Origin of the sequence: Sphingobium sp. R-21 (genome assembly GCF_049913335.1) — a bacterium.
Lineage (GTDB): Bacteria > Pseudomonadota > Alphaproteobacteria > Sphingomonadales > Sphingomonadaceae > Sphingobium.
In genome coordinates this window covers 1,329,773-1,351,875 of sequence record NZ_CP184374.1, presented here as the reverse complement: position 1 = coordinate 1,351,875, position 22,103 = coordinate 1,329,773, and the positions used below count along the sequence as shown (strand labels likewise).

General features: G+C 64.5%; 28 protein-coding genes. 13 read left to right on the top strand and 15 right to left on the bottom strand.

Annotation, left to right across the window (positions count from 1 at the left end):
* Both ACN9MX_RS06360 and ACN9MX_RS06355 read left to right on the top strand, forming a co-directional pair.
* On the top strand, nucleotides 1-1,176 hold the full coding sequence (locus tag ACN9MX_RS06360; RefSeq protein ID WP_426387383.1) for an RsmB/NOP family class I SAM-dependent RNA methyltransferase: 1,176 nt from the start codon (nucleotides 1-3) through the stop codon (nucleotides 1,174-1,176).
* A gap of 77 nt (nucleotides 1,177-1,253) precedes the next feature.
* Complete coding sequence (locus tag ACN9MX_RS06355) at nucleotides 1,254-1,772, top strand: tetratricopeptide repeat protein (protein WP_133652360.1); 519 nt, start codon at nucleotides 1,254-1,256, stop codon at nucleotides 1,770-1,772.
* A 54-nt stretch (nucleotides 1,773-1,826) separates the two neighbouring features.
* Here the strand turns inward: ACN9MX_RS06355 and ACN9MX_RS06350 are convergent, their stop codons facing one another.
* Nucleotides 1,827-2,978: a hypothetical protein gene (locus ACN9MX_RS06350; RefSeq protein WP_426387382.1), complete on the bottom strand. Its 1,152-nt coding sequence runs from the start codon at nucleotides 2,976-2,978 to the stop codon at nucleotides 1,827-1,829.
* 222 nt (nucleotides 2,979-3,200) lie between these two features.
* On the opposite strand from ACN9MX_RS06350, the gene crcB reads away from it, so the two are divergent.
* From crcB to ACN9MX_RS06320, 6 genes are all read left to right on the top strand, one after another.
* Entirely contained in the window at nucleotides 3,201-3,584 is a 384-nt protein-coding gene (gene crcB / locus ACN9MX_RS06345; RefSeq protein ID WP_426387381.1) for a fluoride efflux transporter CrcB, read from the top strand.
* A complete protein-coding gene (locus ACN9MX_RS06340) occupies nucleotides 3,581-4,903 on the top strand; it encodes an RluA family pseudouridine synthase (RefSeq protein WP_426387380.1) in 1,323 nt (440 codons plus the stop codon). The genes crcB and ACN9MX_RS06340 overlap by 4 nt, the downstream gene beginning before the upstream one ends.
* The gene (locus ACN9MX_RS06335; protein ID WP_363734468.1) at nucleotides 4,900-5,574 is read left to right on the top strand and encodes an HAD-IA family hydrolase; all 675 of its coding nucleotides are present in this window, start codon (nucleotides 4,900-4,902) and stop codon (nucleotides 5,572-5,574) included. Before ACN9MX_RS06340 ends, ACN9MX_RS06335 begins: the two co-directional genes overlap by 4 nt.
* Entirely contained in the window at nucleotides 5,571-5,828 is a 258-nt protein-coding gene (locus ACN9MX_RS06330; RefSeq protein ID WP_363826426.1) for a hypothetical protein, read from the top strand. The genes ACN9MX_RS06335 and ACN9MX_RS06330 overlap by 4 nt, the downstream gene beginning before the upstream one ends.
* Nucleotides 5,825-6,520 carry an ATP12 family chaperone protein gene (locus ACN9MX_RS06325; protein WP_426387379.1) on the top strand — a complete coding sequence of 232 codons (696 nt, stop codon included), beginning with the start codon at nucleotides 5,825-5,827 and terminating at the stop codon, nucleotides 6,518-6,520. Before ACN9MX_RS06330 ends, ACN9MX_RS06325 begins: the two co-directional genes overlap by 4 nt.
* 73 nt (nucleotides 6,521-6,593) lie before the next feature.
* Nucleotides 6,594-7,343, top strand: a complete 750-nt coding sequence (locus ACN9MX_RS06320) for a hypothetical protein (RefSeq protein WP_426387378.1) — start codon at nucleotides 6,594-6,596, stop codon at nucleotides 7,341-7,343.
* A 99-nt stretch (nucleotides 7,344-7,442) separates the two neighbouring features.
* Here the strand turns inward: ACN9MX_RS06320 and ACN9MX_RS06315 are convergent, their stop codons facing one another.
* The 3 genes from ACN9MX_RS06315 to ACN9MX_RS06305 form a co-directional block, all read right to left on the bottom strand.
* On the bottom strand, nucleotides 7,443-8,123 hold the full coding sequence (locus ACN9MX_RS06315; RefSeq protein ID WP_426387377.1) for a murein L,D-transpeptidase catalytic domain family protein: 681 nt from the start codon (nucleotides 8,121-8,123) through the stop codon (nucleotides 7,443-7,445).
* Between the two features lie 139 nt (nucleotides 8,124-8,262).
* The gene (locus ACN9MX_RS06310; protein ID WP_363734473.1) at nucleotides 8,263-8,547 is read right to left on the bottom strand and encodes a hypothetical protein; all 285 of its coding nucleotides are present in this window, start codon (nucleotides 8,545-8,547) and stop codon (nucleotides 8,263-8,265) included.
* A 5-nt stretch (nucleotides 8,548-8,552) separates the two neighbouring features.
* Complete coding sequence (locus ACN9MX_RS06305; RefSeq protein WP_426387376.1) at nucleotides 8,553-10,022, bottom strand: L,D-transpeptidase family protein; 1,470 nt, start codon at nucleotides 10,020-10,022, stop codon at nucleotides 8,553-8,555.
* A 58-nt stretch (nucleotides 10,023-10,080) separates the two neighbouring features.
* On the opposite strand from ACN9MX_RS06305, the gene ACN9MX_RS06300 reads away from it, so the two are divergent.
* Nucleotides 10,081-11,004, top strand: coding sequence for a histone deacetylase family protein (locus ACN9MX_RS06300; protein WP_426387484.1), 924 nt, complete (start codon nucleotides 10,081-10,083; stop codon nucleotides 11,002-11,004).
* 98 nt (nucleotides 11,005-11,102) lie between these two features.
* On the opposite strand, the gene ACN9MX_RS06295 is transcribed toward ACN9MX_RS06300, so the two are convergent.
* The 7 genes from ACN9MX_RS06295 to hisB all read right to left on the bottom strand — a co-directional run bounded on the left by ACN9MX_RS06295 (nucleotide 11,103) and on the right by hisB (nucleotide 15,234).
* Nucleotides 11,103-11,678, bottom strand: coding sequence for a hypothetical protein (locus ACN9MX_RS06295; protein WP_363734475.1), 576 nt, complete (start codon nucleotides 11,676-11,678; stop codon nucleotides 11,103-11,105).
* A 76-nt stretch (nucleotides 11,679-11,754) separates the two neighbouring features.
* Complete coding sequence (locus tag ACN9MX_RS06290) at nucleotides 11,755-12,075, bottom strand: phosphoribosyl-ATP diphosphatase (protein ID WP_363755049.1); 321 nt, start codon at nucleotides 12,073-12,075, stop codon at nucleotides 11,755-11,757.
* A gap of 42 nt (nucleotides 12,076-12,117) precedes the next feature.
* Complete coding sequence (locus ACN9MX_RS06285; RefSeq protein WP_363735353.1) at nucleotides 12,118-12,357, bottom strand: PEP-CTERM sorting domain-containing protein; 240 nt, start codon at nucleotides 12,355-12,357, stop codon at nucleotides 12,118-12,120.
* Between the two features lie 160 nt (nucleotides 12,358-12,517).
* Nucleotides 12,518-13,282, bottom strand: a complete 765-nt coding sequence (gene hisF, locus ACN9MX_RS06280; protein WP_133652348.1) for an imidazole glycerol phosphate synthase subunit HisF — start codon at nucleotides 13,280-13,282, stop codon at nucleotides 12,518-12,520.
* Entirely contained in the window at nucleotides 13,279-14,016 is a 738-nt protein-coding gene (hisA, locus tag ACN9MX_RS06275) for a 1-(5-phosphoribosyl)-5-[(5-phosphoribosylamino)methylideneamino]imidazole-4-carboxamide isomerase (RefSeq protein WP_133652403.1), read from the bottom strand. Before hisA ends, hisF begins: the two co-directional genes overlap by 4 nt.
* A gap of 16 nt (nucleotides 14,017-14,032) precedes the next feature.
* The gene (gene hisH / locus ACN9MX_RS06270; protein ID WP_363734476.1) at nucleotides 14,033-14,650 is read right to left on the bottom strand and encodes an imidazole glycerol phosphate synthase subunit HisH; all 618 of its coding nucleotides are present in this window, start codon (nucleotides 14,648-14,650) and stop codon (nucleotides 14,033-14,035) included.
* Entirely contained in the window at nucleotides 14,647-15,234 is a 588-nt protein-coding gene (gene hisB, locus ACN9MX_RS06265; RefSeq protein ID WP_133652346.1) for an imidazoleglycerol-phosphate dehydratase HisB, read from the bottom strand. Before hisB ends, hisH begins: the two co-directional genes overlap by 4 nt.
* A gap of 99 nt (nucleotides 15,235-15,333) precedes the next feature.
* Here hisB and ACN9MX_RS06260 point away from each other — a divergent pair, with 99 nt between their 5' ends.
* The 4 genes from ACN9MX_RS06260 to gmk are packed head-to-tail and all read left to right on the top strand — an operon-like array spanning nucleotide 15,334 to nucleotide 18,373.
* Entirely contained in the window at nucleotides 15,334-15,810 is a 477-nt protein-coding gene (locus tag ACN9MX_RS06260) for an SspB family protein (protein ID WP_133652345.1), read from the top strand.
* Between the two features lie 52 nt (nucleotides 15,811-15,862).
* A complete protein-coding gene (fumC, locus tag ACN9MX_RS06255) occupies nucleotides 15,863-17,263 on the top strand; it encodes a class II fumarate hydratase (protein ID WP_426387375.1) in 1,401 nt (466 codons plus the stop codon).
* Nucleotides 17,264-17,312: 49 nt separating this feature from the next.
* Nucleotides 17,313-17,654 (top strand): hypothetical protein, encoded by a 342-nt coding sequence (locus tag ACN9MX_RS06250; RefSeq protein ID WP_426387374.1) that lies wholly within the window; start codon nucleotides 17,313-17,315, stop codon nucleotides 17,652-17,654.
* A 53-nt stretch (nucleotides 17,655-17,707) separates the two neighbouring features.
* On the top strand, nucleotides 17,708-18,373 hold the full coding sequence (gene gmk / locus ACN9MX_RS06245) for a guanylate kinase (protein WP_363734479.1): 666 nt from the start codon (nucleotides 17,708-17,710) through the stop codon (nucleotides 18,371-18,373).
* A 17-nt stretch (nucleotides 18,374-18,390) separates the two neighbouring features.
* Here the strand turns inward: gmk and ACN9MX_RS06240 are convergent, their stop codons facing one another.
* The 4 genes from ACN9MX_RS06240 to ACN9MX_RS06225 form a co-directional block, all read right to left on the bottom strand.
* Nucleotides 18,391-19,458, bottom strand: coding sequence for a class I SAM-dependent methyltransferase (locus ACN9MX_RS06240; RefSeq protein ID WP_363734480.1), 1,068 nt, complete (start codon nucleotides 19,456-19,458; stop codon nucleotides 18,391-18,393).
* Nucleotides 19,448-20,350: a prolipoprotein diacylglyceryl transferase gene (gene lgt, locus ACN9MX_RS06235; RefSeq protein WP_426387373.1), complete on the bottom strand. Its 903-nt coding sequence runs from the start codon at nucleotides 20,348-20,350 to the stop codon at nucleotides 19,448-19,450. Before lgt ends, ACN9MX_RS06240 begins: the two co-directional genes overlap by 11 nt.
* 228 nt (nucleotides 20,351-20,578) lie before the next feature.
* Nucleotides 20,579-21,178 carry an NAD(P)H:quinone oxidoreductase gene (gene wrbA, locus ACN9MX_RS06230; RefSeq protein WP_363734482.1) on the bottom strand — a complete coding sequence of 200 codons (600 nt, stop codon included), beginning with the start codon at nucleotides 21,176-21,178 and terminating at the stop codon, nucleotides 20,579-20,581.
* 125 nt (nucleotides 21,179-21,303) lie between these two features.
* Complete coding sequence (locus ACN9MX_RS06225) at nucleotides 21,304-22,023, bottom strand: pirin family protein (protein WP_363826401.1); 720 nt, start codon at nucleotides 22,021-22,023, stop codon at nucleotides 21,304-21,306.
* Between the last annotated feature and the right edge of the window lie 80 nt (nucleotides 22,024-22,103).

Sequence of the window (22,103 nt, the reverse complement as noted above, 5' to 3'; positions counted from 1 at the left end):
ATGACCCCGTCCGCGCGAGTCCAGGCCGCGATCGAACTGCTCGACGCCATCATATCGTCGGCGCGGGATGGCGGCCCGGCCGCCGACACGCTGATCGCGCGCTATTTCAAGGATCGGCGCTATGCCGGGTCGCGCGACCGGCGGGTGGTGCGCGACCATGTCTATGACGCGGTGCGCCGCGTGGCGGAGCGTCCGGACAATGGGCGCGCTGCGATGGTCGGGCTGGCTCGCGAGCGTCCGGAACTGGCCGCGCTGTTCGACGGATCGACCCATGCGCCGGCGCCGATTGCCGATGATGAAGCGGGATCGGCGGCGGGCGTCGTGCCCCGCTGGATCGACCCGTTGCTGGCGGCGCCCGTGGAACGGGACGCCTTGTTGGGCCGGGCGCCCGTCGATCTGCGCGTCAACAGGTTGAAGGCCGATCCTGACAGGGTTGCGCCGCTCTATCCCGATGCAGTGAGATTATCCGGCCTGCCCGACGCGCTGCGCCTGCCCGAAGGTGCGCCGGTCGAGCAGAGCGACCCCTGGAAATGGGGGCAGGTCGAGGTGCAGGATGTCGGGAGCCAGTTGATCTCCGCCGCCTGCGGGGCGCAGCCGGGGATGACCGTGATCGATCTCTGCGCCGGGGCAGGGGGCAAGACGCTGGCGCTGGCGAGCGCCATGGCGGGCAAGGGCATGCTGATCGCCGCCGACACCATCCGGTCGCGGCTTTCGCGGCTTGATCCGCGGGCGGAGCGGGCAGGGGCGACCTTCATCGAGACGCTGCTGCTGGATCAGGGGCATGAGGCGGGCGCGCTGGAAAGTCTGCACGGCCGTGCAGACGTGGTGCTGGTCGATGCGCCCTGTTCGGGCACCGGCACCTGGCGCCGCAATCCGGAGGCGCGCTGGCGGCTGACTCCCGCGCGGCTCGACCGGCTGGTGGCGGAGCAGGCGCGGATACTGGATTTTGCCGCGCCCTTGCTGGCGCCGGGCGGCCTGTTGGTCTACGCTACCTGCGCGCTGACGGACCGGGAGGGGCGGGATCAGGTGCGGGCATTCCTGGCACGGCATGATGGATGGAGGGCCGAACCCTTCGATGCGCCGATGGGCCGGCCCCATGGCGACGGATTGCTGCTGACGCCGGGGCATGACGGGACGGACGGTTTCTATTTCGCGCGGCTGCGACGGGCAGCGTGAAAGAGTCGATGGACAAGCGCCCGCAAAATCGCGAGACTTGGACGGAATCAGCGCCTGAAACATGGCTGGAGTTGTGCATGCGTTTTACCCCCGCCTCGATCGCCCTGGCACTATTGTTGACCACCGTTTCCAGCGTTGGGCTGACGCAACGGCCGGATTCGCAGATTTCACCGCTGTCCGTCGAATGGCAGAAGGCGGGGGAAGCGGCGCGCAAGACGGGTAATTATCAGGGTGCCACGGATGCACTGGAAAGCGCGCTGGCCGTCGATCCGCGCAACCGCATGGCCTATATCGAACTGGCCGAAGTGGCGCGGGCGCAGGGGCTGCAAGGCAAGGCGATCCGCCTGTATCGCGAAGCGCTGCTGCTGGAGCCTAATGACGTCGCCGCCCTGGTCGGCCAGGGCGAGGCGATGGTCGAGAAGGGCGCCATTGCCAAGGCAAAGGAGAATCTCGCGCAGGCACAAGGGCTGTGCAAGGCCAATTGCGCGGCTGTGGGCCAACTGGCGGTGGCGATAGAGAAAGGTCCGCCCGCTACCGTGCTGAGCGCCAAGGACAAGGTGCCCGCGCCCAAGGCTGCCGAAACCGAGACGCCTTGACGCGTTTGTCGGGGGTGTTTTTGGCCATTTGTCCTTGTCGGGCGGATTCAAATTTTACTTCTGCGATGATACAATCGGGGTAGCCCAGAAACCCAAGGTCAGCCATTTGGCGGGCGGTCGAAAATCAGCTTCTGTCAGCTTGCCGACGGAAGCGGAGGCGGCGGTCAGCTCCGTCACTTGGCTGATATATCGGTCGGCATTTTTCAGCAGCATGCCGTTAGCTGTCCTGCACTCACGGGTGTCGCCTTCGGAAGCACGGATGGTCGTTCGCCAACTACAGCTGTAGCCGCGAATAAACTCGGATTTCCTGGGATTTTCGGCCTCCCATTTCGAAGGCGAGTACAGCAAACTTTCTCCGGTTCGCGATATCGCAAGCTCAAGTGGAACCCCGTCTTCATCGCTGTCGAACCGCACCATAGCACCGGGCCATTTCAGCAGCATCTGTCGGAGATTTCGCTGTTCCCATTTCCAGGTCGCGATGTTGTCTCCCAAGCGTCTTATCATTTGCGCCTTTGACGCTCCGTTCCAGGCGTTTCGTCCATAAAGGATGACCTGGTCATTGGGGCTGTGCTTCGCATCCGGATCGAGGGGAGCCATCCATGTATGCCATTCCAGCAGGTCAACAGGAACAGAAAGCTCATCTCGGCCCAAAGCGCGGCGAACCAATGAAACCGCCCTGTAATGCCTTTCGATTGACCCTCGGCGATCATAATTTTTCTGCCAAAGAACAATCCCATCGTCCGTCAAACATTTGTCACTATACCGATCGGTTCCGTCGAAGGACCAGATATGGCATTTTTCATCAAGAACCGTATCTTCACCCTTGCCAAGATAAACCGTTGTTCCACGAGATTTTGCGGATCCATTGATTATCAGCGTCTCTCGATGCCTTGGCGGGCCAGAATATTGAATGGATATCCCGCTTTTCAGGTCCGTTATATTGGTGTGGGTCCAACCAAACTGATATCTATCTTCTCTCAGGACATTCGCGGACCGATAGATGATAACCTTGTCATCAGGCGCATCCGTTCGTTCCATAACGGCAACATAGTCGGTTGCGCCGGGGCTGCTGAAGACTGTTTTGTCTCCCTCTTTGATGAAGAACGGGCCATTGCCGGAGAATGTGCCGAAGCTTGTGTCTCGGGGCAGCATATCCTTGCCAGACGAACCGCTACACCCGGCGACAGCCAAGGCGATGATGATCATTCTCAACAAACAGGCCCACTTCGATAAGTTATTCGTCATCTACGCAAACTTGAATTACCAAATCCTCACTCCGGCTGACCAAGGACGTTTGACAGGCTGATACGATTCAGTTTGCCATCACCCATAGCTGCCGCTGCTGCCATCCACTTCATGAGCGCGGTGGCCATCCTCAGGCCAATGACCGCTTTCCAAGCCTTGCAAAAATGCTCTAGGGCGGGCGGCATGACCAATATCTTTCTCGTCATGGCAGGGGGCGCTGTCGGATCGGCCTTGCGCTATCTGACCGGGCGTCTTGCTTTCCACATGATGCCCGGTGCGTCCTGGCCCTGGGGGACGTTCGCCGCAAATGTCGTTGGCGGGTTCGCCATGGGCCTGCTCGCCGGGTGGCTGACGCGCTTCAACACCTCGGCGGGCGAGCCGATCCGTCTGCTGCTGGCGGTCGGTCTGCTCGGCGGCTTCACCACCTTTTCTTCCTTCAGCCTGGAAACCGTGCTGATGATGGAGCGCGGGCAGATGGGCGTCGCGCTCGCCTATGTGGTCCTTTCCGTCATCGGTGCGGTGGGCGCGTTGGCCGGCGGCCTGGCCTTTATGAGGAGCATCGCATGAAGGGCCGACCTCCCGCCAAGGGCTCTGGCCCTCGCAAACCAGGCGCTGCGGCTCCGGGCCGTGCGCGCGGCGCGGCGAAGGCCGCTCGCGCCCGCAAGCCAGATGCGCCCAAGGCTGCCGCCCGATCCGCTGCAAAGGTGCCGGCCGCCAAGGCGTCCGGGGCAAAGCCCGCCGCCCGGCCCGCCGCCTCTTCGCCGGCGAAGGGCGTGTCGCTGGACGTGCGGCAATTCCGCGTGGCGGCGGATGACGATGGCATACGGCTCGACCGCTGGTTCCAGCGGCATCTGCCCGACATCGGCTTCAACAGCGTCTCCCGCTGGGCGCGCACTGGCCAGTTGCGCGTCGATGGCGCCCGTGCCGCGCCGGGCGATCGCGTCGCCGAGGGACAGACCATCCGTGTCCCTCCTGCCGAGCCCAAGGCCCCCGAAACCGCAAAGCCCAGACGCGTCCGCCCGCAACTGACGGACGATCAGGCGGCCTTTGCCCAGGGGCTCGTCATCCATCGCGACGCACAGGCCATCGTCATCAACAAGCCGCCCGGTCTTGCCACGCAGGGCGGCACGAAGACGGAAGATCATGTCGACGGCCTACTCGACGCGCTGGAGTTCGACCTTGACCAGCGGCCCAAGCTTGTCCACCGGCTGGACAAGGACACGTCCGGCGCGCTGCTCATCGCGCGTACGGCCCGCTCGGCTGCCTTCTTCGCCAAGGCTTTTTCCAGCCGCACGGCGCGCAAGGTTTATTGGGCCATCGTCATGGGCGTGCCCTCCATCGAGGATGGCATGATCGAACTGCCGATCGCCAAGCAGCCGGGCACCGGCGGCGAGAAGATGCATGTGGATGAGGAGGAGGGGCTTCCCTCCCGCTCGCGCTATCGCGTGATCGAGCGTGCGGGCAATCGTGCCGCCTGGGTCGAACTGCAACCCTATACCGGTCGCACCCATCAGTTGCGCGTCCATATGGCGGCGATCGGCCATCCCATCGTCGGCGACGGCAAATATGGCGGCAAGGAGGCCTTTCTGAGCGGCACGATCAGCCGCAAGATGCACCTTCACGCCCGTCGCATCCGGGTCGATCATCCCGACGGTGGCCGGGTCGACGTGCGCGCCGACCTGCCCGATCATTTTGCCGCCAGCCTTGCCTCGCTGGGCTTTGACTTCTCCGCCGGTGACCTGCCGCTGGACGAGGAAATCGCCCGCGCGCCCACGCGGGAGGATGAGAAGAAGGCGGCCCGCGCCCACGCCAAGCAGATCCGCAAGGACCGCAAGGGCGAACGGCGGGCGCGTGGTTCTGGCGGAGCGCCGCGCAGGAAGTCATGACCAACAAGCTCGCCGTATTCGATTGCGATGGCACGCTGGTCGACAGCCAGCACAGCATCTGCGCGGCCATGATCCGCGCATTCGAGGGCGAAAATCTGGTCGCGCCGGATCGCGCGACGATCCTGTCGGTGGTCGGCCTTTCGCTTCCGCTAGCCATGGCGCGCCTGCTTCCCGATGCGGAGGTCGATTATCATGATCATCTGTCGGACCGCTACAAGCTGGCATTCCAGCAGCTTCGCCACGAAAATGCGGTGTCGGAACCCCTTTATCCCGGCATTGCGGAACTGATCCGCGAACTGGATGCCGATGGCTGGCTGCTGGGCGTGGCTACCGGCAAATCGGATCGCGGATTGCAACTCTGCCTTGGGCATCATGGCATCCACGCCCATTTCGTGACGTTGCAGACCGCCGATCGCCATCCCTCCAAGCCGCATCCCTCCATGCTGCTTACCGCCATGGCAGAGGCGGGGGCGACGCCCCAAAGCACGGTGATGATCGGCGATACCAGCTTCGACATAGACATGGCGCTGTCCGCCGGTACGCGCGCTCTGGGCGTCGGCTGGGGCTATCACACGCCGCAGGAACTGGTCAGCGCAGGGGCGCACAGCGTTGCCATGGACAGCGCCGAACTGCGCGGCCATATCCACGCTTGCCATATGGATGCCCGATGACAGGCACGCCGCCCGTTCCGCCCGTGGACCCGGACCGGGTCGCCCGCCAGCGCTTCTTCGCGCTTGGCCTGTTCCGGCTGTCGGGCGCGCTGCTGGTGATGTTCGGCTTTCTCGTGCTGATGCAGCGCTTTCATTGGGTGCAGGGAAACAGGGCGAAGGCCATGGGCGCGATCTTCGTCATCGTCGGCCTGTTCCAGTTCGTCATCGTTCCGCGCCTGCTGCTCGCATTGTTCAGGAAACCGCCGCAATCATGAAACGCTTCTACCAGGATGCTGCCGTCGTTGCGGGCGAATCCGGTTTTGAAATCCACCTTGACGGCCGCCCGGTCCGTACGCCGGCTCGTGAGCCGCTGGCGTTGCCCACCCATAGGCTTGCAGAGGCGGTTGCGGAAGAATGGCGCGCGCAGGGCGATGTGGTCGACCCCCGGTCCATGCCGTTCACCGGCCTCGCCAACGGGGCCATCGACCAGATCGCGCCCAATCGGGAGAGCTTTGCCGCTGGGATTGCCCGCTATGCCGAGAGCGACCTGCTCTGCTATCGCGCGGAAGGTCCGACGGAGCTTGTCGTCCGGGAGTCGGCGGCCTGGGACCCGCTGCTGGAATGGGCCATGGCGCGCTACGACGTCGCCTTTCGGGTGACGCAGGGTATCATTCCGGTCGCTCAGCCCGACGAGACGCTGGCACGGCTGACGGGGGTCGTGACGGCCTTTGATCCTTTCACCCTTGCAGGCCTTTCGACGCTGGTGACGCTGTCCGGCTCGCTGGTCTGTGGTCTGGCGGTGGTGGAGGGCGGCCACGATGCCGACCTGATCTGGACGGCTGCCGAGATCGACGAAGCATGGGAAGTCGAACAATGGGGCGAGGACAAGGAGGCGGCGGCCCGGTCAGCGAAGCGCAGGCACGAATTTGCCATGGCACGAGCCTTTTGTGAGACGACTCGCGCCTGACCGGGTGGGAATGACGCGGCGTCTTCGTTCAATATCAACAGGCGGGCCATCCCCTCGCGCCCGCATTCGTTGCATGACCGAGGAGTGCGCCATCTTGCTGTCCCGTTTTTCCCTCTTTGCCCTGATCACCCTGTCCGCGCCGCTCGCGCTATCGGCCCCTGCGCTGGCCCAGCAGGCGGCCCAGGCCGCTCCCGCCGCGGGGCAGATGAGCTCGGCACAGATCGCCGCCTTCAACCAGGCCGTCACTGATTTCACCGCCGGACAGACCGCGCAGCAGGCTGGCGACAATGCCGCCGCCGCCGCGAAATATGAAGCCGCACTGCCCGCCATCCGCACGGCGGTGCAGGCCGATCCCGCCAGGATCGACAATGTGAATTTCCTCGCCAATGCGCTTTATGCAGATGCGGCGGCGCAGGGCGCGCTTGGTCGGATGGACAAGGTGATCGCGCTTTACACCGAATCCGCGCCCTATTGGCGCAAGCTGGTGGAAGCGAAGCCGACCGACGCCGCCAGCCGCAATATCTTCGCTGGCATATTGATCCAGATGGGCAATCAGAAGCTGGTCGGCGGTGACAAGACGGCTGCGGACCCGCTCTATGAGGAGGCCCTTGCCCTCGCGCGCAAGTCAGTCGCGGAAAATGGCAAGGATGCGGTGTCCCGGAACATCCTGCTGTCCGCGCTGATCGGTGCCAGCCAGACCGCAAACGACCCGGCCCTGTCCGCCGAGGCGCTGACCATGGGTAAGGCCATGCTGAGCGACGGCACCATCGATGCGATGAACAAGCCCTCGATCGAGGCGATGACGGGTACGAAAGCGGGCTGACGCCGCTTTCGTACTTTGGTTCAGTCGTGCTCCCGTATCGGGTTGCGTCGTCGCGCGGGTCGCGGGAGCAGGCCGTATTTCAACCAGGTCAGTCCCGCTTCAAGCCGCTATGCCCACGATCTTGTCGGCATAGAGCAGGCGACCGGGACCCATCAGGCCGATAAATTGCGGCAGCATATGGCGGGCAAGCGCGAAACAGCCCTCGCTGCGGCCAATCTTGCCCCAGGTGGCGATATGGTTTTCGCTGACATAATCGGCGCCATGTACAACGATGGCGCGCATTTCCGCATTGTTGTTCTGGGGGTCCAGGCCCGCGAGGCGCATTGCCCGGCCATGTTGGCCCTCATAGATTTCGCTGGTCTTGAAGGCACCGGAACTGCTCGCCATCGAATTGGGCTCATTGGAAAAGCTCTGGAGCCAGCCCGAATGTTCCGGGTCGGAACCGCGGCCATGGGCGACGAGATAGGAGCTTGTCTGGCCGCCGATCAGATCGACGACATGGAAGCGCAATTCGCGTGACGGCGCGTTGAAATCGGCCAGTGCGACCCGGTCGCGCAGGGTGAACATGTGACCATGCTGATCCAGAGCAGCCTTTGCGCGCTCCAGCAGTTGTGCATAGGGCTGGGTAGCGAGCGGTCCGGTCGATGCCGGGTGTGGCGCAGGGGGAACAGCCGGTTGCGGCTGCATTTCGCCCAGCGGAGCGGCGCGCCCCGCACTGTCGGCCAGAAACGAAAAAGCCAGCCCGCTCAAAGCGAGCTTGGTAAAACTGCGACGATCCATGAATCGCAATATAGCAAAGGAGCAGCGCCAGTCCAAGGGCGGGGCAGTGTCGTCCCCGCCGTCAGTCCCGGCAATGACCGTAAAACCGCCGTCCCGCCTCCTTTTCGGGGCGGGGCGATCGCGAAGGGGACGCCGGGTCCTATTCCGTGGCGTTGGCGCCTTCGTCTCCGCCGAGGCGCGCGGTCATGCCGGTCGCGGCGGCATCGTCCTCGATTTGCTGCTGTTCGGAAATGCTGGGCGGCGGCGCGGGTTCCGGCGCGGCATTGTTGCTCGGCTCAGGCGCCGGCGCGACGGGTTCTTCCTGGATGACGTTCTCCGCAGGCGGCTCGACCAGATTATTGGTCACTGGCGCCTCTTCCTCTTTCTTGCCGCAGGCGGCGAGGACGAGCGTGCCGGCGAGGGCGACAAGGGCGAATTTGCGCATGAAGATCAATCCTTGGATGCGATGGAGGTGGCGGGCGCGGCGGTCGGATCCACGCGGCGGCTGGACGCTTCGATCTTCTCGGCCAGCAGCTTGTCCCAGCCATAGGGATCGGAACGGAAGCTCATCGTGCCGTTATTGCCGGCAAAGGCTGTCCAGTAGAGCAGGTACACGGCCACTTCCTTGGGCAGCGACACCCTCTGGGTCTTGCCGGTATCGATCAGCGACTGGATCTTGCCCGCCAGATCGGGATTGCCGGCCACCATCAGTTCCGCCAGCGGAACGGGCTTTTCCAGGCGGATGCAGCCATGGCTCGCCAATCGGTCATAGCTCGAAAACTTCGCCCGTGATGGCGTATCGTGCAGATAGACGGCGAACGGGTTGTTGAAGTCGAACTTCAACCGGCCCAGCGCGCTGTTGGGGCCCGCCGGCTGCACGATCCGCTCGCCAGTCTCCGGCGTGCCGACAATCTTGTAGCCTTGCCGGATCAGCGTGGCGCGCCCCTTGGGCCACAATTCGCGCTTCGCGATGGAGGCGGGGACGTTCCAGGGCGGATTGACGACGATCGAATGGATGCTGGACGACAGCATCGGCGTCGCGTTGTCCGGCGCGCCGGTGACGGCGCGCATCGACGTCACGGGTTCATCACCCTCGAACACTGTCAGCACCGCCGCGGCGATGTTCACCTGCACCCGGTTAACCGGCAACTCGCGGGGCATCCAGCGCCAGCGTTCCATATTCGCCATGATCGCGGCGATGCGGTCGTCCACCGGCACGTTCAATTCCTTGAGCGTCCGCGTGTCGAGCAGGCCGGTGGGATTGAGGCCATAGCGCCGCTGCGCCCGCTGTAGAACATCAACCAGCTTCTCGGTGGGCGTGACGCTCTTGTCCTCGATCGCGATGCGCGCGCGCACGACGTCCGGGGAGGAGTGCGCCGTCAGGGTCGGCCAGCCTCCCGCGTCGCGAATCCGCTCGTAATTGGCCAGGCCCTTGCGAAGTCCGTCATAGCCGGCATAGGGCGGCGTCAGGCTGAGCGCCCATTGCGGCAGCCTGTCCTCGCTGATCGCCTTGGCAAGGCCGGGGCGAGGATCGAAGCGCGCCGGCCGCAAAGCCCAGATCTCCAGGAAATCGGCGGTGTCCACGCGGCCCGTGCTCAACGCCTTCGCTCGATCCAGCACGGCGGACAGAAGGGCATCGCCCTTGAGCGTCTCGGTCGCTCTGGCCCGCGCCATCAGCCCCTGAACCGCGCCACCCCTGAGCCAGTCGTTCAGCCATTTTTCCTGCGCTGCCGTCGGTTGCGGTAGTGGCACGGGCGGCGGCGTCACCATCGCGGGCGGCAGTATCACCTGAGGCGCCGGCGGTTGAGACGAGGGCGCCGGGATGGTCGGCGCGACCGTCGGCGGCTGCGCCACTGTCGGGCTCGCGACAGCGCTCAGGAGGGAAATAATGGAAAAACGGATCAATTCGGGACGGTTCATGCTGGACCAGATAGCGCAAAGCCCGCATCGTTCAAACTCGAAGATAGCGGAAAAGATGATGCTGCATGTCGTTCACCATCCGGCTTATGTCTCTCCGGCAACAGCGGGCAGTTCCTTTCGCTTCGACAAATATGGGCTTGTGATGGAAGCGCTGAGCATGGCGGCGACAGCCTTTACCGTGCATGAACCCGCCCCGATGCAGCGCGCGTGGATAGAGGCGGTTCACGATCCGGCCTATGTCGAAGAGGTGGCGACGCAGACTGTTCCTCGGGAAAAGGAAAGGCGTATCGGCTTTCCGGTGACGGAGCGGGTGTCGCGCCGCTCCATGCTGTCGCCCGGCGGCACGTGGCTGGCGGCGCGGCTCGCCATGCAGCATGGCTATGCTGCCAATGCGGCGGGCGGCAGCCATCACGCGCTGCCCGACAGTGGGGCGGGATATTGCGTGTTCAACGACCTTGCCATCGCCGCCCACCGGCTGATCGAGGAGCGGGGGGTGAACCGCATATTGATCCTCGACCTCGACGTCCATCAGGGCGACGGTACGGCGGTGATGACTGGGGGACGGAGCGAAATCTTCACCCTCTCCATCCATGCGGAACGGAATTTCCCCGTGCGCAAGGCTCGCTCGACACTTGATATCGGCCTTCCCGATGGAACGGGCGATGAGGCCTATATGGATGCGTTGATGAAGGTTTTCCCGCGAACGCTCGACGATTTCCAGCCTGACCTGATCCTCTATCAGGCCGGCGTCGACCCGCATGTGGATGACCGGCTGGGGCGGCTGGCGCTCAGCGACGCAGGGCTGGACCGCCGCGACCGCGCGGTGATGCGCTGCGCGCGCCGTCGCGCTATTCCGCTGGCCAGCACCATGGGCGGCGGCTATGGCGAGGATCGAATGGCCGTTGCCCGCCGACATGCGGAATGCATGATCCGCCTGGCGGAAGAGGCGATGGGGGCCGGGGGCTATAGCCCGACCCTTTAGAGCGGATTTCGATCTGATTGAATCAGATCCCCGCTCTGGTTTCCTTGTTTTCCGCGATTTCTTAACCAGCGATCGGTTCCGATCGCTTGGAAATCGCTCTAATGCACCGTATCGGGGTTCACAGATTGGGCTTCGGGCGCATGCCGGCTTTCCATGATTTTCGCGGCAACCAGTCCCGCCGCGACCAGGGCGACGAAATCGCTGAAGGCCAGATAAAGAATGTAGCCCCACGGCGCATGGTTGAACACGGCCTGGCCGATATGCAGCCACAGCACCGCCGCCAGCGCGAACAGGACCGTTGCTCTCATCCTGCTGTCTGCGTCCACGAACCGCAGCATCAGCGCGATGATGACGCCGACGACCAGCGCCAGGATCAGGCCGCCGATCAGCGCGCTGGCGTCAGTCACGGGAAATCCGCCATTATTGTAGAAGATCGTTGCGACCGGACCCTTGCCATAGAGGATGGTGCCCTGGGCGGTGGACGGATCGGGAATCACATAGACGCCGGTGCCGGATGGCGTCAGCGCCTGCGCGAGGGCGGCCTGCAGGTTGCTGCCCGCGGCGGCCTCCGCACGGTGAAAGGCGAGGGCGCTGAGCGGCGTCCCCCAGAAGATGAAACCGACAATATAGAGTGTGACGCCGCCGATCAGGCCGCCCAACAGGGTCTTGAACATATGCCCTCCTGTCCTCTCAATGGCTGAGAGGCTGACGGACAAACGCCAAAGCCGCAATATCTTTCCCGACGGGCGATCAGTCGGCCGTGCGGGAAGCCTTTTCGGCGATGCCCGACACGCCCTCTCTCCGGTCGAGTTCGTCCAGCACATCGTCCAGGGAAATGTCGAGATCGGCCAGCAGCACCAGCAGGTGGAACAGCAGGTCTGCGCTTTCGCCTATCGCTCCGTCGCGATCCGACGCCATGGCGGCGATCACCGTCTCCACGGCCTCCTCGCCGACCTTCTGCGCGATCTTGGCCCGGCCGCGTGCGGTCAGCCTCGCCACATAGGACTGGTCGGGATCGGCCTTCCGCCTTTGACGGATGGTTCGTTCAAGGTCGAAAAGGGTCGCGCGCATGGCGCCATGAAGCGCCACGCGCGCGAGCCGTCAAACGAAAATTTACTTGCGCTTGCGCCGGGCAACGAAAACCCGTGCGCCGAGCGCTGCGGCGCCAAGGCCGAACAGCGCCATCTGCTCCGGTTCGGGCACTGGCGTCGGCGCGCCGCCGGACGACGAACCGCCGCCGGAGCTGCTGGAACCGCCGCACTTCTTGCCCCAGCACCACGTCGCTTCCGCCGGAGCCGCCGCACCCATCAGAGCGACCACGCCGGCGGCCAGAAGCAGCTTGTTCACATTCATCATCTTCACCCCGCTGTTGATTAGGTCAGGTGGGCGAAGAGATGCAGGCATCGTGCCATTCGAGCGAATTGCAGGCCTCGCGGGGCCGTCATGGTTAATACCGATCTGCCTTCATTGGTTAATGTAAAGGAAACCGACATTTTCGGAGCAACCGGGTCGATCAGGTGGCCCGAACGGCGATGCCCGCGGCAGCCAGCGCCTGATGCGCTTCAGCAATGCTATGTTGACCGAAGTGAAATATGGAGGCCGCGAGCACCGCGCTGGCATGCCCCTCGACAACGCCTTCGACCAGATGATGCAGGGTGCCCACGCCGCCGCTGGCGATCACGGGTACCGACACCGCGTCGGCGATGGTACGGGTAAGGGCAAGGTCATAGCCCGCCTTGGTGCCGTCCCCATCCATGGACGTGACCAGCAGTTCGCCGGCGCCCAGTTCGGCAAGACGCACCGCATGCTCCAGCGCATCGATGCCGGTGGGCTTGCGGCCGCCATGGGTGAAGATTTCCCAACGGCCGTCGCCCACCCGTCGCGCATCGACCGAGCCGACGATGCACTGGCTGCCGAAGCGGTCGGCAATGTCGGCCACCACCTCCGGCCGGGCGACCGCCGCACTGTTCACCGCGACCTTGTCCGCGCCGGCCAGCAGCAAGGCGCGGGCATCCTCCGGGCTGCGCACGCCGCCACCCACGGTCACCGGCATGAAGCAGACCTCCGCCGTGCGCCGGACCACGTCGATGATCGTGCCGCGCGCCTCATGCGTGGCGGTGATGTCGAGGAAGCAGAGCTCGTCCGCACCCGCCGCGTCATAGATCTTTGCCTGCTCGACCGGATCGCCCGCATCGCGCAGATCGATGAAGTTCACGCCCTTGACCACGCGGCCATTGGCGACGTCCAGGCAGGGGATGACGCGGGTGCGGACAGTCATGCCGCCGCCTGCGCCACCGCCAGCGCGGCCTTCAGGTCCAGCCGCCCGTCATAGAGCGCGCGGCCCGTGATCACGCCCTCAATGCCCTCGTCGGCATGCAGGCTCAGCACGCGAATGTCCGCGATCCCGGCGACGCCGCCGCTGGCGATCACCGGAATGTCGGTGGCGCGGGCCAGATCGACGGTCGCGTCGATATTGCAGCCCTTGAGCAGGCCGTCGCGGCCGACATCGGTGAACAGCAGGCTGGCCACGCCCGCATCCTCGAACCGGCGGGCAAGGTCGACCACCGGCATGTCGGACTTCTCCGCCCAGCCATCGGTCGCGACGAAGCCGTCCCGCGCATCCACCGCCACCACGATCCCGCCGGGGAAGTCCCGCGCGGCCGCCTTGACGAAGTCCGGATCCTTGAGCGCCGCCGTGCCGATGACGATGCGCGATACGCCGAGGTCGAACCAGCGTTCCACCGCCTCCCGATTGCGGATGCCGCCGCCCAGTTGCACATGGCCGGGAAAGGCCGCGACGATCGCCTCGACAGCCTCGGCATTGACAGCGCGGCCCGCAAAGCTGCCGTCCAGGTCCACCACATGCAGATGCTGCGCGCCCGCTTGCGCGAACAGCACCGCCTGGGCGGCTGGATTGTCGCCATAGACGGTGGCGCGGTTCATGTCGCCCTCGGCCAGGCGGACGACCTGGCCGCCCTTGAGGTCGATGGCGGGGAAGACGATCAGGCTCATATTATCCTCGGCGGTTTCAGGGACGCCAATCCAGAAAACGGGACAGGAAGGAAAGGCCATAGCTCTGGCTCTTTTCCGGGTGAAACTGGCAGCCGATGATCGTGTCGCGCGCCACCGCGGCGACCAGCGGCCCGCCATGATCGGTGACGGCGGCGACATCCGCCTGGTCGGCGGCCTCGAAATGATAGCTGTGCAGGAAATAGGCCTCGCCCGCATGTAGCAGCGGCGGCGTGCCGCGCAGCATCACGTCGTTCCAGCCCATGTGCGGCACCTTGATCGCGGGGTCGCTCGGCTCGATCAGCCTGACGGTGCCGGCTATCCAGCCCAGGCCTTCATGGCGGCCGAACTCTTCCCCGGCATCGGCCAGCAACTGCATGCCCACGCACACGCCCAGGAAAGGCACGCCGCGCTTGTGGACGGCTTCGTTCATCGCCTCCACCATGCCGGGGATCGCGACCAGCGCGTCACGGCAGGCGCGGAAGGCGCCGACGCCGGGCAGGACGATGCGATCCGCCCTGGTTACGACTTCCGGATCGGCGGTGATGACGGCGTGATCCGCCCCCGCCTTGCGCAGGGCGTTATGCACCGAATGAAGGTTGCCCGCGCCATAGTCGATCAGGGCAAGCGCGGTCACAGCATCCCCTTGGTCGAGGGAATGGCGTCTGCCTTGCGCGGGTCGATCTCCACCGCCTGCCGCAACGCGCGGGCGAGGCCCTTGAAGCAGCTTTCGACGATATGATGATTGTTGCTGCCGTAGAGATTTTCGATGTGCAGCGTGATCCCGGCCGCCTGGGCGAAGCTGTGGAAGAAATGCTCCACCATCTCGCTGTCCCATTCCCCGATGCTCTGGACGGTGAGGCCCACCTTGAACACCAGCCAGGGGCGGCCGGAAATGTCCAGCGACACGCGGGTCAGCGTCTCGTCCATCGGGGAATAGACGCTGCCGTAGCGGGAAATGCCGCGTTTGTCGCCAAGCGCCTTCGCCACCGCCTCGCCAATGGCGATCGCCGTGTCCTCGGTCGTGTGATGTTGGTCCACATGCAGGTCGCCGACCGTCTTCACGTCCATGTCGATCAGCGAATGACGAGACAGCTGCTCGATCATGTGATCCAGGAAGCCAATGCCCGTCGAAACGGTATAGATGCCGGTGCCGTCCAGGTTGACGGTCACGTCGATCTGCGTTTCCGCAGTATTGCGGTGAATGTCGGCCGTGCGCATGGCTGCGCCCTATAGCGCACTGTGCCCGTCTTGCAATGTGCTCGGGCAATCTTTGGCGCGGACTTGACCCGCGCCGCTGCGCCGTTAGGACATTGGCGCATGAGCGACGACCTGCCCGACAGCCTGATTCCCTATGATGAAATCGTGCAGGAGGCCCTGCGCGCAGTGGTTGGCCGCGTGCTGGGTGAGATCGAGCGGTCCGGTGGCCTGCCGGGGACGCATCATTTCTACATCACCTTCAAGACTCAGGCGGCCGGAGTGGATATTCCCCGCCATCTGGTCGAGCGCTTTCCCGACGAAATGACCATCGTGCTCCAGAACAAATTCTGGGATCTGAAGGTCAGTGACGACGAATTCGGGGTCAGCCTGACCTTCAACCAGGTGGCGGCGCACCTGACGATTCCGTTCGCCGCGATCACCGCCTTCGTCGATCCGGCGGTGAATTTCGCGCTTCAGTTCCAGGCGCAGGCCGACATTGCCCCAGAACCGCATGAAGAGGCGGAAAATGACGCGCCGCAGGTGACGACGGAGGACGGCTCCAACGTCGTGACGGTTGACTTCGGCAAGAAGAAATAAGGCTGGAATAACGGGTCGAGCCTCCCCAGATTGACGGCACTCCGGCGATTTCATGGGAGTGCCCGACTTGAACGACAGCCGCATCGAAACCGACAGCATCGGCGCCATTGACGTGCCGGCCAGCGCCTATTGGGGCGCGCAGACCCAGCGAAGCATCGAGAATTTTCCCTTCGGCGCGGGCGAACGCATGCCGATCGGCATCATCCATGCGCTGGCCATCGTGAAACAGGCGGCGGCGCGGGTGAATCGCGGCCACGGGCTTGAGTCGGGCTTGGCCGATGCCATAGAGGCTGCCGCGGCCGAGGTCGTCGCAGGCAGGCATGACGACCAGTTCCCGCTCGTCATCTGGCAGACCGGCAGCGGTACCCAATCCAACATGAACGTCAATGAGGTGATCGCCGGCATCGCCAACGAGGGCATGACGGGCAGGCGCGGCGGCAAGAGCCCCGTCCACCCCAACGACCATGTGAACATGGGCCAGTCGTCCAATGACAGCTTTCCGACCGCCCTGCACATCGCGGCGGCGCGGGCCGTAACGGCGGAACTGTTTCCGGCGCTCGACCGGCTCCACGCCGCGCTCGACGCCAAGGCGAAGGCCTGGGACGGCATCGTCAAGATCGGCCGCACGCATTTGCAGGACGCGACGCCGCTCACGCTGGGCCAGGAATTTTCCGGCTATGCCCATCAACTCTACCGCGGCCGCAAGCGGATCGAGCCGGCGGTCATGCACGGCATGATGGCGCTGGCGCAGGGCGGCACGGCGGTCGGCACCGGCCTCAATGCGCCCAAGGGCTTCGACGTGGCGGTGGCGAAGGAGATCGCGGCGCTGACCGGCCTGCCGTTCCGGGCCGCCGACAACAAGTTCGAGGCACTCGCCTCCAATGACCCGCTGGTCCATCTGTCCTCTACCCTCGCGACGCTGGCGGTGGCGCTGACCAAGATCGCCAATGACATCCGCCTGCTCGGCAGCGGGCCGCGCTCCGGCCTTGGCGAACTCGACCTGCCGGCCAATGAGCCGGGCAGCTCCATCATGCCGGGCAAGGTCAATCCCACCCAGTGCGAGATGCTGACCATGGTCGCCGCACAGGTGATCGGCAATCACCAGGCGGCGACGGTAGGCGGCCTGCAGGGGCATCTGGAACTCAATGTCTTCAAGCCGATGATCGGCGCTGCGGTGCTGCGGTCGATCCATCTGCTGAGCGTGGGGATGGAGAGCTTTGCCGAACGCTGCATAGATGGCCTGGAGGCGAATGAGAGGCGGATTGCCGAGCTGGTCGACCGCTCGCTCATGCTGGTCACTGCGCTGGCGCCGGAGATTGGCTATGACAATGCCGCCAGGATCGCGAAACATGCGCATGCCGAAGGGCTGACGCTGAGGGAGGCGGGCCTGCAACTGGGGCTGGTCGACGAGGCAAGCTTCGACCGGCTTGTTCGACCGGAAAATATGGTTTGATCCACATCACCATGGTGGAACCCGACGCGCTGCGGTACATTCATGTCCCATGAGGAAAAAATCGTCCGACAAGCCCGTCATCGCTATCCGCTCGCCCCGCAAGGACGGGCTGCTGAGAAAGGTAGCCCGCGTCGGTGCGACCGTCGTTGCTGCGCGTGTGGCCGCCGATACCGGCAAGAAGGGCGTGATCGGCCTGCTGGCGGGCATGGGCGCAAAACGGCTCATCATGCGCCATCCCATGGGCACGCTGTTCGTGACCGGCGCCTATATGGCCGGCAAGGTCTATGAGGCGAAGCGCGAGGCGGATCGCAAGCGCATGGCCAAGGCCCTGCCGGACACCAGCCCGCCGCCCATCCTGATCGAGGAGGCGCGCAAGGCTCGCAAGGGCTGACGGCGCGACAGAGTCCCCCTTGCCAAATCCCGTCCATGGCGCCAAGAGCGGCCATGGCCGACAGCAGCTCCATAGAGACGCCCGATTTCAAGCGCCGCGGCGTCCTGTTCGTTCTTTCCTCTCCGTCCGGCGCCGGTAAATCGACCATCGCGCGCAAATTGCTGGCCGCCGAGCCGGATCTTGCCATGTCCGTGTCGGCGACGACCCGCCCGATGCGGCCGGGAGAGGTCGACGGCAAGGATTATCATTTCGTCGATCTGGAAGAATTCCGGCGCATGACCGCCGATCATGAGTTCCTGGAATGGGCGCATGTCTTCGGCCAGCGCTATGGCACGCCTCGCGCTGCGGTGGAGGCGATGTTGAAGTCGGGCCGCGACGTTCTGTTCGATATCGATTGGCAGGGCGCGCAGCAGCTCCACCAGATTGCGGGCGGGGACGTGGTGCGGGTGTTCATCCTGCCGCCGTCGATGGAGGAACTGGAGCGTCGCCTGCGCGGACGGGCGACCGACAGCAATGAGGTGATCGAGGGTCGCATGTCCCGCGCCGCTGGAGAGATCGCGCATTGGGACGGCTATGATTATGTCCTGTGCAATGTGGATGCGGACGATTGTTTCCAGCGCGTCCAGACCATCCTGCATGCCGAGCGCATGAAGCGCAGCCGGCAGACGGGCCTCATCGGCTTCATCCGCAGGCTGAGCCGCTATCACCAGGAAGATTGAGGGAAGCCAGGCCAGGCCTATCCCTCAAAACCCGCTGGTTCAGCCCAATCGGGATGGACCCAGGCCATCGCCTTGAACAGCGTTCCCATTGCATCGTCGGCGGTCAGCCGCAGGCGCGCTGCCTCCACCTCTTCCGCGCGGGCCGGCGTCGTGCGGGCCAGTTGATCGGCGCGGGCGTCGATGCCGAGCTGACGCAGGAAGGCGCCCTGACCGACCGGTCCCAGCACCCGCAGCCCTGCCTGTCGCGCCATGTTGCCGATCATGGTGAAGTCGACATGGGTGGTGAGGTCGCTTTCGCCCGGCTCGATGAAAGGGTCCGCGAAACGGTGCGCGCGCACCGCCTGCAACGTATCCCCCAGCGCCGGCCCCTCATAGCCATAGTCTATGATGATAGCTGCGCCGCCCTGCCGCGCGATCCTGTGTGCGAGTTCCAGCGCGATCGCCGTGCCCGCCAGCGGCATCTCCAGTATCGCACCTTCCGGCGCTTCGGTGGCAAGGGGCGGGATGCCCGATTCGACGCGGCGATAGCCGGTGACGGGCGCGAAGCGATCGGGCTGGTCCGGATCGGGGCAGATCACCACCCGTTCGCGCCATTCCCCGCCGCTGCGCACGATCTGCCGCACGGGCAAGGCGTCGAAAAATTCGTTCGCGACGACCAGCAACGGACCCTGTTCTGGCAGGCCGGAGACGGCATCGTGATGCAGGACATTGGGGATCAGCGTCCTTTGCCGTTCACGCAGGCTGGGGCTGGTCTCCACGAAATGGACCCGGGGGACGAAGGATATGCTGGCCATCGCCCGTAGCGCGTCGGAGGCGAGCGTAGCGCGACCGGGGCCGAGTTCGACATAGCCGATATCCGGCCGGCTGCCCGACCGCATCCAGACGTCCGCCAGGCACAGCCCCACCAGTTCTCCGAACATCTGGCTGATTTCCGGCGCGGTGGTGAAGTCGCCAGCGGCGCCCAGCGGGTCGCGCGTGCCGTAATAATGCTGGTTCGCCTCCGCCATATAATGGGCGATGGAAATCGGTCCGCCTGACGCGATCTGGCGCGCCAGGCGTTCCGACAGGCTCAGCTCAACTGACACTCGCGCTGCCCGCTATCGGTTCCACGCGTATGCGGCGGCTCCGGGCGGTGAAGATCAGGTACAGGCCGCCCAGGATCATCGGCACGCACAGCCACTGGCCCATGTGCAGGCCGGTGCGGGCCGCGAATTCCATGAGCTGCGCGTCGGCTTCACGGAAATATTCGACCCCGAAGCGGAAGATGCCATAGCAGAGCAGGAAGATGCCCACCAACATGCCGGGCTTGTAGCGCGCGCGGGTTTTCCAGAAGGCAAAGGCAAGGATCAGGAACAGCACGATGCCCTCCAGGAAAGCCTCGTAGAGCTGGCTGGGATGGCGGGGGAAGGGGCCGCCGGTCGGGAAGACGATCGCCCAGGGCACGTCGGTTTCCTTGCCCCACAGTTCCCCGTTCACGAAATTGGCGAGCCGGCCGAAGAACAGGCCGAACGGTACGCAGCAGGCAACGAAATCATGGATGCGCAGCCAGGAGAGCTTTTCCTTGCGCGCCATGTAGAGAATGCCGAGCGACACGCCGACCGCGCCGCCGTGAAAGGACATGCCGCCGTTCCACAGCTTGAAGATGTCGAGCGGATGGCGAAGGATCTCGGGCTGGTAGAAGAACACATAGGCCAGCCGCCCGCCGATGATGATGCCCAGCGTCGCATAGAAGATCATGTCGTCCGCATGGCGGCGCGCCATGGGGGAACCGGGCTGGGCAATCAGCTTCAGCAGGTACCAGTAGCCGATCAATATGCCCGCCAGATAGGCGAGGCTGTACCATTTCAGCGTGAAGAAGCCGAGGTCGAGGGCAACCGGGCTGAGGCCGAGCTGGTCGAAGTGGATGGCCCCCGAAGCGGCGGCGGCAAGGTCAAGGATCAAGTTGGCGTTCCCCTTGGGAAATTCGGTCCCCGCCATAGAGCAAGGTGGGGGACTGAGGGAAGGGAGGAAGTTGATCGACCTGCTTCAGGAAGGCTGCATGTCGACCGCAGCCATGATGGGGCGCAACCGCAATGACATGTCCCGTCGCATCCCGGATGCAGAAAGGGAGCCGACGCGCAGTCCAATGCGCCGGCTCCCTCTGCGTTGATGCCCTGCGACCCAAGGCTCTCAACGACTGCACCGCCAAGACGGCGCAGCGATGTGTTACCCGTGCAGCTTCAGCGCCGTTTCCGCTATGCGGCGGCCCTGGTAGCGCGCGCCTTCCAGTTCTTCTTCGCCCGGCTGGCGGCTGCCGTCGCCACCGGTCAGCGTGGTCGCGCCATAGGGCGCACCCCCGCGTACCTTGTCGACGCCCATCTGCGCGGCAAAGCCATAGTCGAGGCCGACGATGACCATGCCGAAATGCAGCAGGTTGGTGATGATCGAGAACAGCGTGGTTTCCTGTCCGCCATGCTGGCTTGCCGTAGAGGTGAAGGCGCCGCCCACCTTGCCGTTCAGCGCACCGCGCGCCCAAAGGCCGCCGGCCTGGTCCAGAAACGCCGCCATCTGGCTCGACATGCGGCCGAAACGGGTGCCGGTGCCGACGATGATCGCGTCATAGTCGGCCAGATCGGCGACGCTCGCAATGGGGGCTTCCTGATCGAGCTTGAAATGAGCGGCCTGCGCGACTTCCAGCGGCGCCGTTTCGGGCACGCGCTTGATGTCGACCTGCGCCCCTGCGGCGGCGGCGCCTTCCGCCACGGCCTTCGCCATCGTCTCGATGTGGCCGTAGGAGGAGTAGTAGAGAACCAGAACTTTAGCCATGTGCGTCTCCATTTCATCTAATACATTGTTAATAAAAAGGTTTCAAAACAGTTGGCCGCCTGCGCCGGGGGAGGGGAAGAGCGCAGGCGGCCTTTCGGCCTGCCCAGAGGGAGGAAGGGCGGGCCTTATTCGCTGTCCACCAGGACGATTTCGGCGTCCTCGATGGCGGTGATGACGATGGGCGCGCCGCCGATGATCGCAGCGCCGTCCCGCGCCTCGAAAATCTGGCCGTCAATCTCGATCCGGCCGGTTGCCGGAACCAGATAGAGGTGGCGCCCCTCGGCACTGTCGTAGGTCACGCTCTCGCCCGCCTTGACGGTTCCGCCGAGCAGCCTGACGTCGGCGCGGACGCGCAACGCCTCGCCATCTTCGGCATGGCCGCTTGCCAGAACGACCAGCCCGCCCGATCGGTCGCCCTTCGGAAAAGGCTTGGCGCCCCAGCATGGCTGACCGCCCTTGGAGCGCGGCATGACCCAGATCTGAAAGAGGGTCGTCGTCTCGTCTTCCAGATTATATTCGGCATGGCGGATGCCGGTGCCCGCGCTCATCACCTGGACGTCGCCGGCCTCGGTACGACCTCTGTTGCCCAGGCTGTCCTGATGGGTGATCGCGCCCTTGCGGACATAGGTGATGATCTCCATGTCCGCATGCGGATGCGGCGGAAAACCCGAACGGGGGCGTATTTCATCATCGTTCCAGACGCGGATCGCGCCCCAGTTCATGCGGGCGGGATCATGATAGTCGCCAAAGGAAAAATGGTGACGCGCATTCAGCCAGCCATGATCGGCATGACCGAGAGACGCGAAGGGGCGACGCTCGATCAGGCTCCCTACTGTCATACTCATGATCAATGCCTTTCGATTGCGATGCCGGACGGTTCCGGCTTGCTTAATCCCCATCTAGCGATCAGGATCGTTTCTTGAAT